This window comes from Ilumatobacter sp. (assembly GCF_046290335.1).
Lineage (GTDB): Bacteria > Actinomycetota > Acidimicrobiia > Acidimicrobiales > Ilumatobacteraceae > Ilumatobacter_A.
In genome coordinates this window covers 16,731-36,072 of sequence record NZ_JBKAGH010000001.1, presented here as the reverse complement: position 1 = coordinate 36,072, position 19,342 = coordinate 16,731, and the positions used below count along the sequence as shown (strand labels likewise).

15 protein-coding genes are annotated in these 19,342 nt (G+C 67.2%); 9 read left to right on the top strand and 6 right to left on the bottom strand.

Going from position 1 to position 19,342, the window contains the following annotated elements:
- The first annotated feature begins 185 nt into the window (after window positions 1–185).
- Window positions 186–827 (top strand): HAD-IA family hydrolase, encoded by a 642-nt coding sequence (locus ACE37B_RS00120; protein ID WP_409921254.1) that lies wholly within the window; start codon window positions 186–188, stop codon window positions 825–827.
- A 58-nt stretch (window positions 828–885) separates the two neighbouring features.
- Here ACE37B_RS00120 and ACE37B_RS00115 read toward each other — a convergent pair whose 3' ends face one another.
- A complete protein-coding gene (locus tag ACE37B_RS00115) occupies window positions 886–4,584 on the bottom strand; it encodes a multifunctional oxoglutarate decarboxylase/oxoglutarate dehydrogenase thiamine pyrophosphate-binding subunit/dihydrolipoyllysine-residue succinyltransferase subunit (protein WP_409921253.1) in 3,699 nt (1,232 codons plus the stop codon).
- A gap of 343 nt (window positions 4,585–4,927) precedes the next feature.
- Between ACE37B_RS00115 and ACE37B_RS00110 the strand changes: the two genes are divergently transcribed.
- The 4 genes from ACE37B_RS00110 (at window position 4,928) to ACE37B_RS00095 (ending at window position 8,913) form a co-directional block, all read left to right on the top strand.
- Window positions 4,928–6,724 carry an AAA family ATPase gene (locus ACE37B_RS00110; RefSeq protein ID WP_409921252.1) on the top strand — a complete coding sequence of 599 codons (1,797 nt, stop codon included), beginning with the start codon at window positions 4,928–4,930 and terminating at the stop codon, window positions 6,722–6,724.
- A gap of 131 nt (window positions 6,725–6,855) precedes the next feature.
- Complete coding sequence (locus tag ACE37B_RS00105; RefSeq protein WP_409921251.1) at window positions 6,856–7,674, top strand: sulfite exporter TauE/SafE family protein; 819 nt, start codon at window positions 6,856–6,858, stop codon at window positions 7,672–7,674.
- Between the two features lie 7 nt (window positions 7,675–7,681).
- Window positions 7,682–8,275 (top strand): NAD(P)H-dependent oxidoreductase, encoded by a 594-nt coding sequence (locus ACE37B_RS00100; RefSeq protein WP_409921250.1) that lies wholly within the window; start codon window positions 7,682–7,684, stop codon window positions 8,273–8,275.
- On the top strand, window positions 8,272–8,913 hold the full coding sequence (locus ACE37B_RS00095; protein WP_409921249.1) for an NAD(P)H-dependent oxidoreductase: 642 nt from the start codon (window positions 8,272–8,274) through the stop codon (window positions 8,911–8,913). The genes ACE37B_RS00100 and ACE37B_RS00095 overlap by 4 nt, the downstream gene beginning before the upstream one ends.
- Before the next feature lie 12 nt (window positions 8,914–8,925).
- On the opposite strand, the gene ACE37B_RS00090 is transcribed toward ACE37B_RS00095, so the two are convergent.
- The 4 genes from ACE37B_RS00090 to ACE37B_RS00075 form a co-directional block, all read right to left on the bottom strand.
- The gene (locus ACE37B_RS00090) at window positions 8,926–9,828 is read right to left on the bottom strand and encodes a pseudouridine-5'-phosphate glycosidase (protein ID WP_409921248.1); all 903 of its coding nucleotides are present in this window, start codon (window positions 9,826–9,828) and stop codon (window positions 8,926–8,928) included.
- Window positions 9,829–9,850: 22 nt separating this feature from the next.
- Complete coding sequence (locus ACE37B_RS00085; RefSeq protein WP_409921247.1) at window positions 9,851–10,708, bottom strand: anti-sigma factor domain-containing protein; 858 nt, start codon at window positions 10,706–10,708, stop codon at window positions 9,851–9,853.
- Window positions 10,705–11,289 (bottom strand): sigma-70 family RNA polymerase sigma factor, encoded by a 585-nt coding sequence (locus tag ACE37B_RS00080; protein ID WP_409921246.1) that lies wholly within the window; start codon window positions 11,287–11,289, stop codon window positions 10,705–10,707. Before ACE37B_RS00080 ends, ACE37B_RS00085 begins: the two co-directional genes overlap by 4 nt.
- 109 nt (window positions 11,290–11,398) lie before the next feature.
- On the bottom strand, window positions 11,399–12,688 hold the full coding sequence (locus ACE37B_RS00075; RefSeq protein WP_409921245.1) for a class I SAM-dependent RNA methyltransferase: 1,290 nt from the start codon (window positions 12,686–12,688) through the stop codon (window positions 11,399–11,401).
- A gap of 57 nt (window positions 12,689–12,745) precedes the next feature.
- Here ACE37B_RS00075 and ACE37B_RS00070 point away from each other — a divergent pair, with 57 nt between their 5' ends.
- Window positions 12,746–12,973 carry a hypothetical protein gene (locus ACE37B_RS00070; protein WP_409921244.1) on the top strand — a complete coding sequence of 76 codons (228 nt, stop codon included), beginning with the start codon at window positions 12,746–12,748 and terminating at the stop codon, window positions 12,971–12,973.
- Window positions 12,974–13,006: 33 nt separating this feature from the next.
- Here the strand turns inward: ACE37B_RS00070 and ACE37B_RS00065 are convergent, their stop codons facing one another.
- Window positions 13,007–13,444, bottom strand: a complete 438-nt coding sequence (locus ACE37B_RS00065; RefSeq protein ID WP_409921243.1) for a septum formation family protein — start codon at window positions 13,442–13,444, stop codon at window positions 13,007–13,009.
- A gap of 270 nt (window positions 13,445–13,714) precedes the next feature.
- Here ACE37B_RS00065 and ACE37B_RS00060 point away from each other — a divergent pair, with 270 nt between their 5' ends.
- From ACE37B_RS00060 to ACE37B_RS00050, 3 genes are read left to right on the top strand one after another with little or no spacing between them, the layout of a single operon-like run.
- Window positions 13,715–14,515 carry a DUF4255 domain-containing protein gene (locus ACE37B_RS00060; protein WP_409921242.1) on the top strand — a complete coding sequence of 267 codons (801 nt, stop codon included), beginning with the start codon at window positions 13,715–13,717 and terminating at the stop codon, window positions 14,513–14,515.
- A gap of 43 nt (window positions 14,516–14,558) precedes the next feature.
- Window positions 14,559–16,811: a carboxypeptidase regulatory-like domain-containing protein gene (locus ACE37B_RS00055; RefSeq protein ID WP_409921241.1), complete on the top strand. Its 2,253-nt coding sequence runs from the start codon at window positions 14,559–14,561 to the stop codon at window positions 16,809–16,811.
- Complete coding sequence (locus ACE37B_RS00050) at window positions 16,808–19,297, top strand: carboxypeptidase regulatory-like domain-containing protein (protein WP_409921240.1); 2,490 nt, start codon at window positions 16,808–16,810, stop codon at window positions 19,295–19,297. The genes ACE37B_RS00055 and ACE37B_RS00050 overlap by 4 nt, the downstream gene beginning before the upstream one ends.
- The last annotated feature ends 45 nt before the right edge of the window (window positions 19,298–19,342 follow it).

Sequence of the window (19,342 nt, the reverse complement as noted above, 5' to 3'; positions counted from 1 at the left end):
CCGCCGCGTCTCGGACCTGCGAAGCGCACGGGCCGGACTCATGTCTGCTCATGTCTGATGGTAAGCGCTGAAACGCTCGAGTACACCGATACCCACGATGGCGTTCGACGACACACGGCGCACGAGGTCGACGAACTCGCTCGCGATCGCGAACCGACAGCTGTCGTTTCGTAGAGTCCCTCGACATGACGTCACAGCGGATCGATGCCGTACTCTGGGATTTCGGCGGAGTGATCCTCACGAGCCCGTTCGAAGCCTTCAACACCTACGAAGCCGATCACGGCCTTCCGATCGACTTCATCCGAACGGTCAACAGCCACGATCCCGACACGAACGCGTGGGCTCGACTCGAACGCAACGACGTCGGCCCCGATGCCTTCGATGAGTTGTTCGCCACCGAATCCGAGGCGCTCGGGCATCGCGTTCCCGGACGAGACGTGCTCGCACTGCTGTCCGGCGCCGTACGCCCCGAGATGGAACTCGCGCTCGACCGGGTCATCGACGCCGGTTACCGCACGGCGTGCCTGACCAACAACGTGGTGTCCGACGACACCGCAACGCAACGACGACCCGACGTGGCCACGGTGATGGCCAAGTTCCACCACGTCGTCGAGTCGAGCAAGGTCGGCGTCCGCAAGCCCGAGGCGCGCTTCTACGAGATCGCCTGCGACCTCGTCGACGCCACGCCGAGCGCCTGCGTGTTCCTCGACGACCTCGGTATCAACTTGAAGCCAGCCAAAGCAATGGGCATGCAGACGATCAAGGTCACGTCGGCCGCGCAAGCGATCGACGATCTCGAAGCGATCCTCGGCATCTCACTGCGCTGATCCGGATGCGCCGACCCGGGTGCTCACAGCCAGGTCTCGCGCGCCGAATCACGTGCCATCACATGTCGGCGAAGACGCGCTCCATCAGATCGGCGAGCTCTTGGTCGTGGATCTTCTTCGAGCCGGTTGCCGGGCTTCCCGATTCGACCCTCGCGACGTGGCGCAGGTCGTAGCCCTGTTCCTTGATCCGCCACGTGTGGTGCTCGATGAAATTCCAGGCGCCCATGTTCTCGGGTTCCTCCTGGAGCCAGCGCAGCTCGCGAGCATTCGGGTACCGCTTGAGGATGCTCAGCATCTGCTCGGTCGGCAGCGGATAGAGCTGTTCGATCCGCACGATCGCAGCCGGAACCTGCTTCGTATCGCGCTCGTCGATCGCGTCCCAGGCGACCTTGCCCGAGCAGAACACGATGCGCTGCACCTTCTCGGGATCGATGTCACCCGGATCGTCGAGGACCTCCCGGAACGAACCGTTGGTCAGTTCCTCGATCGACGACCGGGTCTGCTTCATCCGCAGCCCCTGCTTCGGTGAGAACACGATCAGCGGCGTGCGCCGCTCCTGGTGGACCTGGCGACGCAGCAGGTGGAAGAAGTTCGCCGCCGTCGTCGTGTTGACGACTTGCATGTTGTCTTCGGCGGCGAGGGTCAAGAAGCGTTCGACACGAGCCGAGCTGTGCTCCGGGCCTTGGCCTTCGTAGCCGTGCGGGAGCAACAGCACGACGCCGTTCTGCTGCTTCCACTTGTCTTCCGCCGCCACGATGTACTGGTCGATGATGATCTGGGCGCCGTTGATGAAGTCGCCGAACTGCGCTTCCCACACGACCAGCGCCTCGCTGTTCGAGTGGCTGTAGCCGTACTCGAAGCCCAACGCCGCGTACTCCGACAACAGCGAATCGAAGACCCAGAAGCGAGCGTCGGTTCCCTCGAGATTGTCGAGCGGGATGAACGGCTCACCCGTGTTGTAGTCGATCAGAGCAGCATGACGATGGCTGAACGTCCCGCGGCGGGTGTCTTCGCCTGCGTAGCGCACGCAGCGACCTTCGATCACGAGCGAGCCGATGGCGAGCGCCTCGGCAGTGGCCCAGTCGACCTCACCGCCGGCGTACATCTGGGCGCGGGCCTCGAACTGCTTGGCGAGTTTGGGGTGGATCGTGAACCCTTCGGGAACCGCGGTCAGTTGCTCGAAGATCCGATCGAGCGTGGCGCGCGGTGAGCCGGTCGGGATCGGCGGGAGCACGCCGACGGGGCTCGGCGGACGAGCGGCCTTGAAGTCGACCGGCGCTTGCGAGCGGGTCTCGTCGAGCACCGCCTGCAGCTTGTCGTGGAAATCGGCGAGCGCTTGCTCGGCCTCGTCGAGCGTGATGTCGCCACGGCGAACGAGGGTCTCGACGAAGAGCTTGCGAACGCTGCGCTTCTCGGCGATCGCCTTGTACATGAGCGGCTGGGTGTAGGACGGGTCGTCACCCTCGTTGTGACCGTGGCGGCGATAGCAGACCATGTCGATGACGACGTCTTTGTTGAATGTCGAACGGTACTCCCAGGCCAACTGGGCGACCCGGACGCACGCTTCGGGGTCGTCACCGTTCACGTGGAAGATCGGCGCCTGCACCGTCTTGGCGACGTCGGAACAGTACGGCGACGAACGCGCCGACTGCGGGGCGGTGGTGAAGCCGATCTGGTTGTTGATGATCAGGTGGATCGTGCCACCGATCCGATAGCCGCCGGTTTCGCTCATCGCGAGACACTCGGCGACCACGCCTTGGCCAGCGAACGCAGCATCACCGTGGATCAGCAGCGGCAGCACGGGGAAGGATCCGGGCGGATCGATCTGGTCTTGCTTCGCACGCACCATGCCCATGACGATCGGGTCGACGGTTTCGAGGTGGCTCGGGTTGGCAGCGAGTTCGATCGGGATCTCGGAGCCCGTCGGGCTGACATAGACGCCCTTGGTGCCCAGGTGATACTTCACGTCGCCAGAGCCCTGGACGGAGGTCGGGTCGAGGTGACCTTCGAACTCCGAGAAGATCGCCTCGTAGCTCTTGCCCATGATGTTGGCAAGCACGTTGAGCCGACCGCGGTGGGCCATCCCGAGGATCGCCGAATCGAGCCCGGCATCGGCCGCGCGCCCGAGGATCTCGTCGAGGATCGGGATCGCCGACTCCGCGCCTTCGATCCCGAAGCGCTTGGTGCCGACGTACTTGGTGGCAAGGAACTTCTCGAACGACTCCGCGGCGTTGAGACGCTCGAGGATCCGCTTCTTCTGCTCGCCGTCGAACTCGACCAGACGGGCCTCGACTCGCTCTTGCACCCAGCGCTGCTCGTCGGTGTTCTGGATGTGCATGTACTCGACACCGATCGTGCGGCAGTACGCGTCACGCAGCACACCGAGCAGGTTCCCGAGCGTCAGCTTGTCGGAGCCGCCTACTCCGTCGGTGAGGAACTCTCGGTCGAGGTCCCAGATCGTCAGGCCGTAGGTGGCCGGATCGAGCTCACGAGGCGTGTGCGGCTCGGTCCACCGCAACGGATCGAGGTCGGCGATGCGATGCCCCCGAACACGGTGGACTCGGATGAGCTTGGCGACGGCCATCTGCTTGCGCAGCATGGCCTCCTCCCGGTTCATCGGGTTGGTGTCGGGGCGCCACTTGACCGCCTCGTAGGGAAGGTCGAGCGAGTTGAAGATGTCGTCGTAGAAGTGATGCTCACCGAGCAGCAATTCGTTGACGCGCTGCAGGAACATCCCCGACTCCGCACCCTGGATGATGCGATGGTCGTAGGTCGACGTGATGGTCACGACCTTGCTCACGCCCATGTCGGCGAGGCTTTGCCGGTCGGCTCCTGCGAACTCCGCCGGGTAGTCGATCGAGCCGACGCCGACGATGACACCCTGACCCGGCATGAGGCGCGGCACGGATTGGACGGTGCCGATCGTGCCGGGGTTGGTCAGCGAGATGTTCGCCCCCAGGAAGTCCTCGACGGTGAGCTTGTTGTTCCTGACCTTGCGGATGACCTCGTCGTACGCGGCGAGGAACCCGGCGAAGTCGAGCGAGCCTGCGTCACGCACCACCGGGGTGAGCAACGTGCGGCTGCCGTCTGGCTTTTCCTTGTCGACCGCCAGCGCCATGTTGATCTGCTTGTTCTCGATGAGACGCGGTTTGCCGTCGTCACCTTCGACGTAGCTGTTGACCATGCCGGGCATCGAGTCGGCGATCGCGCGCACGACCGCCCAGCCGATCAAGTGGGTGAAGCTGACTTTGCCCTGACCGGTTCGGGAGCGAAAACCGTTGATGACCTTGCGGTTGACCTCGAGCAGCTTGGCAGGAACATTGCGAAAGCTGGTCGCCGTCGGCACCGCCAGGCTGGCTTCCATGTTCTTGACGATCGCCGCCCCGGCACCGCGAATCGGCGCCCCGACCGGTTCGGCTCCTGCTTCGTCGACACCCTTCGCTCCGGCTTCCGATGCGGCCGCAGACGGCGATGCTGACGGAGATGCGGGAGCGGGCGAAGGTGCTGATTTGGCCGCGGGAGCGGGTAGTTCCTCAACCGGAGCGTGGCCAGCACTGATCGCTCGGACCTTGGGCGACGCAGCCGCAGCCGCAGCGACCGATGGCGCTCCCGACTTGTAATCGGCGAAGAACTCCTGCCACTGGTCGCCGACCGAGTCGGGGTCGTGGACGAACTTCTCGTACATCTCTTCGACCAGCCACGAGTTCGCGCCGAATCCGGCACCACCCGTCGAGGTCTGGGCATCTGTCGCTGACACGCCGTTCAGCGTAACCCTGCGGCGCGCGCCGACCGCGATGCGACGCACGAATCACCGGGATTCTTGCCGGTGCTGCTCCCCACCGTCCCGGACCACTCCACCTCGGGATTTCTCGACGTCGGCTTGACGAATCGGCGTCACCGACGCGGGGAGAGGTCGACGGGCGACTGCATCGGGCTCGCCGCACCATCCCGGTCCGAAACTTGACCAAGGCTTGACCTGTGCGCCTTGCCCACCCCCAGTGCTCGCTGCCTACGGTACGTGTCGACGTCGAACGTACGGGGAAGACGTGCGGGGAATCGGCGACCGGCCGACCCGGTAACGGGTCAGAAACGAGACACAGATGGACATCACCAAGCTGAGTACCGGAGCGATGTTGTCGGGAGACGACATCGACGCCAACGCCAACCGAGAACGCGTCCGTCAGCGTCGTCTACGTCGCAAGTTGTACCTGCTCACCCCGATCCTCGGGTGGCTGCTCTACCGCCTCGTCACCGACAACCCGATCCGCCTCGGCATGCCCGGCTGGTTGACCGGCAATCCCGAGATCATCATCGCACTCGGCCTGATCTGCATCCTCGGCGCGGTCATCCTGATCCCGTTCCTCACCACCGGGCGGTCGCCGCACACGGTGCTGCGGGCCGAGGACTCCAACGTTCGCCTCGCCGACGTCGTGGGCGCCGAGCAGACCAAGCGCGAAGCCATCGACAGCATGAACCTGTTCCTCGCCTCCGAGACGTTCGAGGAGGTCATGGGTGGCAAGCCTCGTCGAGGGGTCCTGTTCGAGGGCCCTCCCGGCACCGGCAAGACCTATCTGGCCAAGGCGATGGCCGCCGAGGCTGGCGTGCCGTTCCACTTCGTGTCGGCGTCGGAATTCCAATCGATGTACTACGGCCAGACCAACAAGAAGATCCGCACGTTCTTCAAGAACCTCCGCAAGGCCGCCCGCGAAGAGGGTGGGGCCATCGGCTACATCGAGGAATTCGACGCGATCGGTGGTGCCCGCAGCGGCATGAACACCGGCAGCCAGCGTGAGGGCATCGTCGGCGTCGTCAATGAACTGTTGGTGCAGATGCAGAGCTTCGACCTGCCGAGTGGCCGTGACAAGTTCAAGGCGATGTGGGTCGACTGGTTCAACAAGTACCTCCCACCGCACCGCCGAATCAAGCGCCCCAAGTCGCCGATGGCCAACATCTTGATCGTCGCCGCGACCAACCGGGCTGCTGACCTCGACCCCGCGCTGCTGCGTCCCGGCCGCTTCGACCGAGTCATCGGCTTTCACATCCCCGCCCGCAAGGACCGCCTCGAGATCGCGCAGTACTACCTCGACCGCAAAGCACACGCCGACGACGTGACAAATGTGCTCGTCGCCGACGTGAGCGCGGGATACACCCCTGTTCGCATCGAGAAACTCCTCGACGAAGCCTTGATCATCGCGTTGCGCCACGGGCGCACCGCCATGACGATGGCCGACGTGTTGTCGGCACAACTCGTCACCGAGGTCGGCGTCGCCCAGGAGATGGGCTATCACCCCGACGAGCGTCGCCGCATCGCCATCCACGAGGCCGGCCATGCCCTCACCGCCGTGCTCACCCGTCGCGACGTCAAGGTGGCGTCGATCCTGCGCCGCTCGTCCGCCCTCGGCCTCGTCGCCCACGGCGACAGTGATGAGCGGTTCCTCAAGACCCCGGACGACGCTCGCGATCTCATCGCCGTCGCGTTGGCAGGTCGCGCAGCCGAACGCCAGGAGTACGGCGAAGCGAGCAGCGGCATCAGTTCCGACCTCGCGATGGCGACGACGATCGCCTCGCAGCTCGTCGGGCAACTCGGCAACGGTCCGGGGCTGCTCAGCCTCGAAGCGGCCGCGATGCCCACGGCAGCGAACCTCGTCGCCAAGGTCCTCGCCGACGAGCCCAGCCGGGCAGCCGCCGAGCAGTACATGCAAGAAGGCGCCGAACGGGCCGCGTACATGGTCGACACCTACCGCGACGCGCTGTACGACATCGCCGACACCCTCTGTGAACACGACGAGGTCGACGGCGACCGCATCCGCGCCATCGTCGCTGCTCACACCGACATCACCGAGCGTCGCGGTCCGTTCCGCAAGAAGCAGGACGCAGCTCGCGCCGTCGAGTCCTGACAGCGGAGCGCGAGTCGCCGGCGTCGCGGGTCGGTCCACGCGGTCGCGCCACGGGGTCGCGCCATACGGTCGCGCCATGCGGTCGCGCCATGCGGTCGCGCCATGCGGTCGCGCCAATAGGGTGCGACCCCGTGACCATCGACAGCGACCGGACCGGCGAACGGCGAGAGACCTGGCGAGGGCTGGTCATCGGCGTCATGGCCGGCATGCTGAGCGGGCTGTTCGGCGTGGGCGGCGGGCTGATCATCGTGCCGGCGTTGCTCGCCATCACCCGGATGGAACGCAAGCTCGCGCACGGCACGTCGTTGGCGGCGACGGTGCCGATCGCGAGCGCCAGCCTGGCGACCTATGCGTTCAACGGTGACGTCGACTGGGCGATCGCCGGTTGGCTGGCGGCCGGAGCGGTCGCCGGGGCCATCGCCGGCACGCACCTGTTGCAGGTGATCCCCAAGACGCCGCTGACGATCATCTTCATCGTCACCGTGATCGCCACCGCACTGCGCCTCGTCCTCTCCGACGAGACGCTGGGTCGCGGCGACCTCACGCTGTGGGGCGGTGTCGGACTCGTCGTGATCGGTTTCGTGGCGGGCACCCTCTCCGGGCTCCTCGGGATCGGAGGTGGTGTCGTGATGGTCCCGGCGATGATCGTGTTGTATTCGATGGTGCCGGTCGTCGCGAAAGGCACCTCGGTGGCCGTCATCGTGCCCAGTTCGCTGATGGGTACGTGGCGCAACCGTTCGAAGCGCAATGCCGACATCCGACTCGCTGCCGCCATCGGTGCTGCGGGAGTCGTCAGCGCGGTGATCGGCAGCACGATCGCCGGACAGATCAGCGACACGGCCTCGAACGTGACGTTCGCCCTGCTCCTCGCAATCGTGGCGCTGCTACAGATCCAGTCGTTGCGGACACCAGTTCGATCTGCACCGCACCCTGCTCCTGAGGCAGACTGAGCAACCGATGCACGTCGCACTGGTCGTCACCCATCCGAATGTCGACAGTTACACCCACGAACTGGCCCGGCGCGCCGGCGCCGGACTTCGAGCCGCCGGCCACGAGGTCACCGACATCGATCTCTACGCCGAGGGCTTCCGGGCGGCGATGACCCCTGCCGAGCGAGCGGCCTATCACTCCGACGAGCCCATCGTCGACGACCAGGTTCGCCGCTACGCAGACCTGGTGACCTCCGTCGACATGCTCGTCTTCGTGTACCCCACTTGGTGGAGCGGGCTCCCGGCCGTCCTCAAGGGCTGGCTCGACCGAGTCCTCGTCCCCGGCATCGGTTTCCGCTTCGACGACAAGTCGGGCAAGGTCCGGCCCGGGCTCGGCAACATCCGACGCATCGTCGGCATCTCGACCTACGGCTCGCCTCGCTGGTACGTGCGGCTCATCAACGACAACGGACGTCGATCTCTGACACGAACGCTGCGACTGTCATGCGGTCCTCGCACGCGAACCACGTGGCTGGGACACTACGCGATCGACAGCGCCGACGATGCCGGTCGCCTCGAGTTCGCTGCGCATGTCGAAGCCACGATGGCGGGTGTGCGATGAAGCTGCCACGACGGCCGACATGGTCATGGCGCCGAGCAGCCCGACCGCGCCGCGTGCTGGTCATCTACTGCCATCCGCTCGACGACAGCCTCATCGGGGCGGCCCGTCGACGCGTCGAAGCTGGCCTGGCGAGCGCCGGCGCCGAGGTTCGCCTGCACGACCTGTACGCCGAAGGCTTCGTTCCCGAGCTCAGCGCCGAGGAGCACCGCACGCACACGCAGCCCGGTGTCGTTGCTGAACTCGCGAGCCATGCCGACGACCTTCGGTGGGCCGACACACTCGTGTTCGTCTACCCCACATGGTGGTCGGGCCAGCCCGCGATGCTCAAGGGCTGGATCGACCGAGTGTTCGCTGCGGGAGTCGCGTGGGAACTCCCCGAGGGCGCCGACCGGCTCCGGCCGATGCTGCGCAACATCCACCGCATCGTCGCCGTCACGAGCCACGGCTCGACCAAGCTGATGAACGCCGCTCAGGGCGAAAGCGGGAAGCGGACGCTGTTCCGCAGCGTCCGCACGATGTGCCATCCCCTCGCTCGAACGCATTGGGTCTCGTTCTACGGCGTCGACGTGCGAAGCGACGAGGACCGCAGCGAGTTCCTCGACCGAGTCGAGCGCCGCGTCGCCGAACTCACGTCCTAGCGCGACCGGCCGTCAAGCGCCGGCGATCGCGACGGCGATCTCGGCGGCCACCGCAGCGTTGTTCTCGGCGAGCGCGAGGTTTGCCGGAACACTTCGCCCTTCGGTGGCGGTCGCGATCCGAGCGAGGACGAACGGCGTGACCCCGGCGCCCTCGATCCCCGCCTCGACGCAGTCGCCAAGAGCCGCATCGATCACCGCGTCGAGTTCGGCGGCGTCGAGTTCGGCGGCTTCGGGGATCGGCACGGTGACCAGCACCCCGCCGTCGGTTCGCGCCATGTTGGCGAACGTCCCAGCGACCTCCGCGGCCGCCTCGACGCGATGCGCGACGGGGAGGCCGGAGCTGCGGGTGTAGAAGGCGGGAAACCAGTCGTGGCGCCAGCCGAGGACCGGCACGCCCGCCGTCTCGAGGTACTCGAGGGTCCGCGGCAGGTCGAGGAACGCTTTGGCCCCTGCCGACACGGTGACCACATGATGGCGGGCGAGTGCGTCGAGATCGGCCGACACGTCGCCGGTCACCTCCGCGCCACGGTGCACGCCACCGAGCCCACCCGTGGCGAACACCGACACACCCGCTGCCGCGGCGATCGACACCGACGCCGACACCGTGGTGGCACCGAACTCCCATCGTTGCGCGATGGCGACCGGAAGATCGCGCTCCGCGATCTTGCGGGCCGGACCCAGAATCCGCTCGTGCTCGGCGTCGGACAGCCCGAGCCGGGCCACCCCGTCGAGCACCGCTGACACCGCCGGCACCGCTCCCCCGGCCCGAATCGCCGCACTGCACCGTTCGAGCGCGTCGGCGTTGGCCGGCGACGGCAGCCCGAGATGCGAGTAGATCGTCGACTCCATGGCCACGACAGGTCGTCGGTCGGCGAGCGCGCCGGAGACTTCGGATGACAGCACAGGTGTGAGCACGACGCTCAGGGTAACGAGCGGGTCAGGACACGGTGCCGACGAACGCGCCCTCGGGATTACCGTCGCTGATGACGCCCGGAGAGGCCTCGATCGTGATCGCCAACGCGTCGACGCCACCCTCGACCGTGAAGAACTCGAGTTCCGGATTCGGTCCGAGGATGCCCAACGACACCACGTCGGCGGTCTCGCTCAGCACGCCCCAGAGCTGATACGTCTGCCCGCTGGGCAGCGTCGGCAGCGTCGTCGCGTCGAGGTAGCCGTGACCGTCCTGGTCGATCACCCCGAGCGCCGTGGCCGACGCTCCGTCGGCGACGAGTTCGGCCGTCACCGAGTCGCGGTCGGTCAAGGCCGCCTCATACGCTTGCTCGAGCGGGCTCCTCGAATCGCTTCGATCGGCGAACAAGGCCACGGCGCCGACAGCGATCACGACGGCGGCGGCCGCTCCCACCAGCCAGGGGGCCACCGACGTGGCCATGCGACGGCGCATCGGAATCACCGTGGCCGAGGATCTCCCGACGGCGCGGTCCGAGTCGGGATTCGGGACAGGGTTCGGGACGGCGAGCGATGATCCGCCCATGGCCAGCACCTTGGCGAGTTCGGGACCCGGAGCGGGCGGAGGAAGCGCAGATCCCAGTTCCTGCTCGATCTTGGCCCACACGCCTTCGGGCGCGTTCATACCGGTGAAGGCGAGCATCGTCGCCACTTCACGGTGCTGCTCTACTTCGCGGGCCGCCTTCGGGTTGATCCGCAGGTAGTCGTCGACTCGCCGCCGCTCGTCGTCGTCGACGGCGTCGAGCGCATACGCGCCGAGGAGCTCGTCGAGGCCGTGCGGGTCACTCCAGTCGTCGTTCACGATCGTCCCGTCGTCGTACGTGCTCATTCCACACCCGCCCCTGTGCCGATACCGGACTCGAGCAGTTCCGAACGGAGCCGCTTGAGCCCCGATCGAATCCGACTCTTGACCGTTCCTTCCGGTTCTCCAAGCCTCGCTGCAACCTCGCGGTACGTCAAGCCTCCGAAATAGGCGAGCTCGATCGCTTCGCGTTCGCCGGGCTGCAGTTTGTTCGTGGCGTCACGAACGTGCGACGCCAGCGCCATGTCCCACACTTCGAGTGCCAGGTCGTACCCCGCGTCGGCTCGCTGCGCTGCCTCTCGCTCCTCGCGGGTGCGTCGCGCCACATCGGAACGGATCACATCGACCGCACGGCCGTGTGTGTGAGCGAGCAGAAAGCTGCGCAGCGTGCCCCGCTCCGGGTCGAACCGATGCGGTTCGTTCCACAGGCGCAAGAAGACCTCCTGCACGATCTCTTCGGCTCGCGCATGGTCGCTGAGTAGTCGTTTGGCGAGTCCGAACACGGCCCCGGCGTGTCGCCGATAGACCTCGGCCAGCGCCGGCTGGTGAAATCGCCCGATCGCCACGACGAGCGCGGCATCGGATGCATCGGCGTCGTCTCGTGTCACATCGGGTCTACGGAGCTGCTCGGAGTCTGGATGACGGATGATCGAAATTTCTTCGTGACCGGCACGTTCGGCACGGTGAGCGCCTCCACCAGCCACCGAGTCGGCCGGGTCACCGGGCGAAGCGCGCCACCGTCTCGACATGATGCGTCTGTGGAAACAGGTCGAGCACCTCGACCGATTCGAGGCGGTAGCCGGCCTCGGCGAGAAGGAACGCGTCGCGGGCCATCGAGCCCGGGTCGCAGCTCACGAGGATCAGCACGGGCGCCGACGTTGCGACGAGGGCTCCGACGCCGGGCTTGGCGAGGCCGGGGCGAGCCGGGTCGGCCACGATCACGTCGATCGGTGGCGAACCGTCGGGCAACACCCACTTGGCGACGTCGGTTCGAACGATCGACGCGCTGCGGGTCTCGAGGTTGACCGCCGCGTCGAGCGTCGACGACCGCGACGACTCGACCAGCGTCACATGGCGCGCCGGACGCATGACGGTGGCGGCGAAGAGTCCGACGCCCCCGTACGCGTCGAGCGCATGCTTGGCACGCCCGAGTTCGGGCGCGGTGCGCTCCACTGCGTCGACGAGGAGCTCGGCTGCCTGGGCCCCCGACTGGAAGAACGACGGCGCCGAGACCATCAGGTTGGCGCCGGCGATCCGCTCGGTCAGGAACGCTCGGTCTCCGATGTGCACATCGCTCGGCAACCCACTCACCGCGCCACGTCCACCGGCGTCAGCGGCGATCTTGCGACGACGCTCGCCCCGACGGCGACGGTCTTCCGGTTTGGTCCACCGCGCCGTCACCCCACCGGTCGCGACCGATGTCCGAAGTGTCAGCTCGACGCCCGGGGCCACCTCGAGATCACGGAGCAGGCGCGAGATGTTCTCGTGCGCGACCTGGCAGTGATCGATCGCGACCACCTCGTCGCTGCGCTCCTCGCGAAATCCGACGCCACCACCGTCGGACGCGGCGATGCCCGTGAGGCGAAGGGTGGTCCGGTAGCCGAACGGCTCCACACTGCCGCCCGCGCGCACGACAGCGTCGACGACGCCGTCGTCGAGCCGGCCGATTCGCCGGAGTGACTCCTTGACGATGTCGACCTTGGCGTCGAACTGCGCCGCGGTCGACAGGTGCATCCAGCCACATCCGCCACACCCGGCGCGGCGATGCGGACATGTCGGGACGACTCGTTCCACCGATGCCTCGAGCACGTCGTCGACGCTGTCGACGTGGGCTCGCACGAAGTCCTTGCGGTCGTTCAGGACCCGAGCGTCGACTTCCTCGCCCGCCAACCCGCCACGCACGAACGCGACTCGGCCATCGTCGAGGCGACCCATGGCTTCTCCGCCGGCGACCAATCGGTCGAGCCGAAGCTTCACTCGGTTGGACTCGATCGCATCGCCACTCACCATCTCAGCGTACGACCGGTGTCGCCTGTCCGCGCCGACAGCTGTGTCCGTGGAAACATGACGACCGTGGACGACATGCAGCACGACACCGACTGGTACTGGGATCTGCGCCGTGAACGCGCCGTCCCGGCGAGCGAACGGGGTCCCGGCGACCAGACCCTGGGCCCTTATCCGTCACGCGCCGAAGCCGAGAACTGGCGCTCGACGGTCGAGACTCGCAATGACGCCTGGCAGGACGCCGATGACGATTGGAACGACGAGCAGCCCGACGAGCAGTCCGGTTGACACGAGCATGAGGCGGTTCGACGACGGAACAGCTCAGCGGGCGGTGTTGCGGATCGTGCCCACCAGCGGCGCACCGTTGCCGTTGCCGGCGACACACAGCACCTCGCGGTCGCTGTCGCTCTCCCAACTGGTGAGCGTGGGCACGATCCACGAGTAGAACAGATCGGAGTCGAACGCGCTGACACCGACGTACGCCTCGAATTCCTTGAGGCATTGCGCCTGTGCGAACGTCTCGAGCGCCTCGAACCCTGGGTACACGTCGTCGTCGACCAACGCCACGGCATAGATCTCGTGGCTGTGTGGCTCCCCACAGGCGATGACCGGCAGACGCTCGATGTCGGGCCCTTGATCGAGCGGCACGTCGAGACACGTTCCCGGCCCCTCGTCGCCGACGTCGATCAGACCGAGCCCCTCGTCGTCGTCTCCCGAGCACGCAGGACCCACGAGTGCGAGTGCCAGCGTCAACGCCATGACCATCGGCCGCGCTCCGCCCGGGTTCGGCCCCGCAGCGACGTGACGTCGCGGCCCAGTCGGTGAGTCAGGCCGCAGCACGCGCGACGCGAGTCGACCGACTCCTCTCCCGTGGATCACGTCGCAAACCCTAGCCCGACCTCCCGGGATACGCCCGACCTCCTGGCATACGCAGGGGACGGGCACCACCGCTTCGCCGCGCGGCCCGGCTAGTGTTCGTTCGGTGGTTCGCGCAGTGCGCGCACCACCGAACAGTCTGGGAGGGCGACGATGCTGGAGCACATCGACGACAGTCTCGAAGCGCTCTTGCGCGCCACCGTGCCCTTGAGCGCCACCGACGTCGATGTTGCCTTCGAAGCCCCAGATCGCGACTGGAGCGCCAAGCTCACGCGACCGACGGTCAACATCTTCCTCTGGGACATCCGGCGCTCGACCCAGCACGCCAACAGTGGTCTGCGCACCGTCGTTCGCGATGGCGTGCGTGTACATCAGCCGGCGTTCCCGGTCATGGAACTGCGCTACGTCGTGACCGCCTGGACCAGCGACCACGGCGATGAGCGTGCCTTACTCGCCGGCTTGGTGAGATCGCTCCTGGCACACGGGCAGATGCCGTCGGCCTTCGTTCCCGGCGGGATGCGGCACCTCGAGCCGCCGCGGATCGAAGTCGCCAGAGTCGGCGAGGACCACATGGACGTGTTCAAGGCTCTCGAAGGCAAGGTCAAACCGGGCATCAACATCGTGGTGTCGAGCGAGTTCGACATCGGTGTCTTCACCGAAGCCGGCCCGCCGGTGAGTTCGATCGGCACGGCCATCGGACGCATGGACACCGAGGCGACGAACGGCATCGATTTCTCCGGCTCGACACCGCGTCGCCGCGTCGCTGGCGAAGTCCTCGACGCCGAGCGCCGGGGGGCGATCGGAGCCGTGGTCCGGTCGAGCGTCGACTCGACGTTCGTCAATCCGACGGGGCGGTTCGTCCTCAAGGCCGTCGACGACGACGAGATCACGGTCGACGTCGATCCGCCACTGGTGATGACCGTGCCGTCGACGGGCGGGGTGCGGTTCGAGTGATGGTCCGCTCACCCGGATCCGGCGAGCCAGCGGAGCCGAGGCGATGAAGACGGCACTTGCGATCTCGCATCTCACCGTCACGCCCGGACAGAGCGCACAGATCGAGGTCGGTGTGACCAACACCGGCGAGGTGATCGACGGGGTGACCGCCATCGTCGACGGCATCAATCCCGATTGGGTCCGGCTCGAGCGCCCGTTGGTCAGCGTGTTTCCCGACGCCACCGACACCGTCGTCGTGGTGTTCGACATCCCGAAGTCGTGTCCGGCTGGCGACTACCTCGTCGTCGTCCGCATCGTGTCGACGATCGACGACGAACGCCAAGGTGTCCAGGACTTCTGGCTGACGGTGACCGAAACCCTCGACCTCGATGTGACCTTGAGTCCTTCGATCGTCTCGGGCGGTGGTTCGGCAACCCTCACCGCAACCGTCCACAACAGGTCGAACACTGGCGTCGACGTCACCGTCAACGCCTGGGAGCCGACCCGCGTGATCGACGCGACGGTCGAGCCGCAGAGCCTCGTCCTTCCCTACGGCGAATCGGCGGATGTCGAGGTCGACCTGCGCGGGCCGCGCCCGTGGTTCGGTCAGCCGCTCCCCTATTCGATCATCGTGTCCGCTCAGGTGGGCGAGACCGTCGTCGAGAAGACGGCGACGTTCAACCAGAAACCACGCATCCCGCGAGGCGTGATCACGGCCATGATCCTCGCGGCCATCATCGTGCTGTGGGCACTGATCTTCTTGTGGGTGATGAGCGAAGTTCGCGGCCGAGACCAGCCGACGAAGATCCTCGCGACCGACTTCTTCGGGGGCGCAGCGAACATGCCGCTCGCCGCCGTCGCCGGCACCGCGAGCGGCCAGGTCACGGCGGTGACCACCGGTGACGGCATCGAGCGGATCACGGTCGAAGCGAATCGAATCAGCGACGACGAACTCCAGGCGGTCGGCTCGGTGGCGACCGACGTCGACGGCAACTTCTCGCTTCCGGCACTGCTGCCTGGCACCTACAAGCTCCGCTTCAGCGCCGACGGCTTCGACGACGTCTGGTATCCGGACAGCGCGACCTCCGACGGAGCGGCGGCGATTCCCGTCGTGCCGGCATCGGTCGCCACCGACGACGAACTCGCCGCGTCGACGGGCCTCGACATCCAGATGGGCGGCCAGGCGGGGCGCCTCGTCGGCGTGGTGGCCCTGCCTGCCGACGCTCCGATCGTCCCCCTGACGATCACGGCGACGATCGTCGACGCCGACACGACCGGCCCGACGGCGGGTACCGACGTTGGTGACGGAGTCGTCGTCGACGACGGATCCAGCCCGGCTGCCAGCGCCGATCCCGTGTCGTTCACCCAGGAGACGACCGACGGTCGCATCGACATCGACGGTCTTCCGACACCAGCGACCTACGAAGTCAGTATCAGCGGGCCCGGCTTCGACACCCAGACGGTGCGACAAGAACTCGGCGGTGGTGCGTCCACCGTGCTCAACACCGTGCGGATGTCGGCGGCGACCGGCTCCCTCGCTGGTGTCGTGGTCGATCAATCGGGCAGCCGTGTCGGCGACGTCACCGTCACCGCCCGCGCCGGCGACATCGTCGTCGAGGCCAATACTCCGACCAGCGGCGACACCGGCGCGTTCGCGTTCGTCGGCCTGGAGACACCGCAGACCTATGTGCTCACGTTCGAGCGCGCCGGGTACAGCTCGGCCTCGCTGGCGTTGGCGTTGAACCCCGGTGAAGCTCGAGACGGTCTGGTCGCCACGATCGTCGGCGGTGACGGCACCCTCAACGGCGTCGTCGTCGACTCGTCGGGCGTCCCGGTCGGTGGGGCCAGCGTCGAGGTGATCGGTGGCGACGTGACGGCCGAGTCCGCGACGCTCACCACCGGAAGTCCGGGCACCTTCACCGTTTCCGGGCTCCCGGTCCCGAATCGCTACGCCGTCACGATCATCGCCGACGGCTACCAGCCCGAGACGGTCGACGGCACGTTGCTGGCGGCGGGGGCGAGAAGCGTCGGCACCGTCACACTCCTGCGAGAGACCGCCGAGGTCCGCGGCACCGTGTCGGTCGACGGACGAGGCGCCGGCGACGTGATCGTCACGCTCCACGATGGCATCACGGGGCGCAGCACGCTCAGCGCGACCAACCCCGCCGGCGTCTTCGCCTTCTCGTCGGTCGCGGCGGGCGCCTACACCCTCACGTTCGAGCGCACCGGTCTGGAGCAGCGGGTCGTCCTGGTCGACATCCAGCCCGGGGCGAGCATCGACCGGTCGGTCACCTTGCGCGCAGAGGTCATCTCGTGAGTGCCGTGCACGCCGTGACGTTCCCCCACCACGTGGAGGTGGAGCCCGGACAGGGTGGCTTCATCAGCGTGGCCATCACCAACACCGCCGACGTGATCGACGCGTACTCGGTGCAGGTGTTCGGTCTCGACCCCACCTGGGTCGAGGTCTCGCCCGAACGCGTGTCGCTGTTCCCGGGGGACACGGCCAACATCGACGTACGCGTCCACCTCCCGCTCGACTACCCCGCGTCGCAGCGGACCATCACGATCAATGTCGTGTCCGACGACGACCCCACGGCGTTCAACCTGTCGAACGTCCAACTCGTCGTCGCGCCGAGTGCCGAGACCTCCATCGCGCTCGACCCGACCATGGTGACCGGCAGTCGAGTGGCCACGTTCGGCATCGTCATCACCAACACCGGCAACGCTGTGGCCTCCGCTCGTCCGTTCGCCATCGATCCCGAGGACCTCGCCGAGTTCACCTTCGATCCACCGACGGTCATCGTCCCACCTGGCCGCGACCAGGTCGTGCGAGTCACGGCGAAGGGCGGGCGAGCGTGGTTCGGACAGATCCGCGCCCGAACCTTCACGTTCGGCGTCGAGAGCGACACGGCCGGATCTGCCGCCGGGCTCACCGAGAGCGTGACGGTCGAGACGATCGGCACGTTCCTGCAACGCCCGCGCATCGGTCGCTGGCTCATCTCGCTCCTCGGTCTGCTCACCGCTGCCGTCGTGTTCGCAGCGGTCCTGAGTCGCACGTTCGACCGAGTCGTCGAGCAGGCCTCGGTCACCGACGAACTCATCGACGCCGCACTCGAGAGCGGCGAGGCTGGCGGCGCCGTCGTTCCGAGCAACCCGGCAACCGTGACCGGCACGCTGACCAGCGCGACGAGCACGCAAGGACTGGCGGGCATGCAGGCCGAACTCTTCGTCAGCGACGACACCACGACGCCCGTCGCGTCGGCCGTCACCGACGACGCGGGCTCGTTCTCGCTCTCCAGCCTCGGCGAAGGGCGCTACAAGCTCAAGTTGAGCGGTGCCGGGCTCGCAGCGCTGTGGTACCCGGCGGCTCCCACGCCCGATGACGCCCAGGAGATCGAAGTCGCTCTCGGTCAGGAGCTCACGCTCGATCCGGTCGCCGTCGGCGGGCTCCCCGTCGAGGTGACCGGCAAGATCGACGCCGACAACCCGCTCGACCTCGCCGGCGTGACGATCACACTCGTCGCAGCCGGCGAGACCGACCCGGAGGCAGACGCGCTGGTCGCGACGGTCGACGTCGCACCCGACGGGTCCTTCACCCTGCCCGATATCCCGTCGCCCGGCAGCTACCAGTTGCTGGTCGAGAAGCCCGGCTTCGCGACAGAGCGCCGCGATGTCACGCTCGGACCGGGACAGAGCCTCGACGACCTGGAACTCGCGCTCCGCCCCGGCAATGGCATCATCTCCGGGTCGATCAGCGAGTCCAACGGATCGGCGCTCGGCGGTGTCGCGATCTCGGCGACCGACGGCACCACGACGGTCGAGACGGTCTCGCTGACCGACGGAGCCGAAGGGACGTTCCGGGTTCGCGACCTCCCCACGCCGGGGCAGTACACCGTGACGATCTCCAAGCCGGGCTATCTCACCGAGACCCGGTCGGTGGCGTTGACCGAAGGCCAGGAGATCGGCAACCTCACTGCGCGGCTCGTCCCGGCGACCGGCAGCATCTCGGGCCGATCGACTGTCAGCGGCGTCCCGGAGCAGGGATTGACCGTCACGTTGACCGGCGCCGATCTGGTCCGCCGCACCGCGGTCGTCAGCCAGGGTCTCGCCGCCGGCTCGTACGGATTCGTCGGACTCCCAGCGCCGGGGACCTACACGCTGACCTTCACCGGACCCGACGTGATCCCCCAGGTTCGAGTCGTCGACCTGGACCCGTTCCGCGGCACGACGGACATCGGTGGGATCGACGTGTCCCTGTCGCCGGAGTCGACCACGGTCCAAGGCATCGTGAACGCCGTCGGCGGTGGCCCCGCCACACAGGCGACCGTGACCTTGAGCGACGGGGCGACCACGCGCACCTTCTTGACCGCGGACGATCCCGCCGGACGGTTCCAGTTCAGCAACGTCAAACCGGGGGCCTACACCCTCACCGCCAGCCAGATCGGAACCGACCCTGTGGTCGTGCTCGTCAACGTGACCGCAACCTCCGCGACGCCGAACCTCAACCTCCAACTCGGCGCGCAGGCCTCGCTGAGCGGTCGGGTCGACGGCTTCGATCCGGCGGCACAATCGGTGACGCTCCGTCTGTTCGACCCGGCGCAGTTCCCGAACGGCGTCGCCGTGGCAACCGTCGAGACCGACGCCGGGGGCAACTACACCTTCACGTCGCTCGAAGCGCAGAAGGTGTTCGTGGTGGCCGTGTACGCGTCCGCCACCGCCGCCGACCCGCTCGACTCGGTGTCGATCGAGACCGAACCCAGCATCGACAAGCCGGTGCCTCCGTTCACGGTGACGCTGCCATGACCCGCCTCGACACCAACACGGCGATGGTCACCGCCGGGATCGGCC